Source organism: Bacteroides sp. An279 (genome assembly GCF_002159615.1).
In the GTDB taxonomy this organism is placed as follows: domain Bacteria; phylum Bacteroidota; class Bacteroidia; order Bacteroidales; family Bacteroidaceae; genus Phocaeicola; species Phocaeicola intestinalis.
Genome location: NZ_NFJA01000214.1, coordinates 1 through 591, shown reverse-complemented (window position 1 = coordinate 591; position 591 = coordinate 1). Strand labels below are relative to the sequence as shown.

Below are 591 nucleotides of genomic sequence, written 5' to 3'. Positions count from 1 at the left end.
TCTTCAGTGCATAGATTAGTTTGTCATACAATGTCTCGCATTCCTCCAGCTGCTTGGTGAAGTAAGGGAACTGCAAGTATATCTGCCGGAAATGCGGGTTCACCGTCCGTCCGTTCTCACGGTCTGCCACCACCGTGTCCGTACGGAACTTCGGCTCTAACTTCCCTTCCTTGAAGTTCATCAGGAATATCCCGTATACGGTTGAGAGTTTATAGCGGTCACCGTAGCGGGGCGGTGTCTCATTCACCGTGTCTGTTACGTTGTCATTCCTGCCGATCGGCAATTCCACTTCATCCGTTATGGGACGTTCTATCAACCGGCTGATGGCACGGCACACGTAATACAGCGTACGGTCCAGGAAATTACTGTGCCACCGGTTCTGCATCTCCACGATGATGTATTCCCCGCCCGAAGTCAGGCAATACAGGTCGAAGATAATCCCCCTGTCGTTTACGTTGTCCGAATTGTCTTCCTTGTCGATGAACGTCAGGTCTTCAATGTGATGCTCCCCCGCAAGCAGCTCGTTCAGCAAGGTAATGAGCAGTTCCTTGCTGGCAGGTTGCCCGAAGATGATCTTGAAGCCGATATCCG

1 protein-coding gene is annotated in these 591 nt (G+C 51.6%); it reads right to left on the bottom strand.

What is annotated here, in order from left to right; translation table 11 throughout:
- Window positions 1-591: PD-(D/E)XK nuclease family transposase (locus B5F78_RS16680; RefSeq protein ID WP_204502780.1), on the bottom strand; the 591-nt coding region annotated here is incomplete at both ends.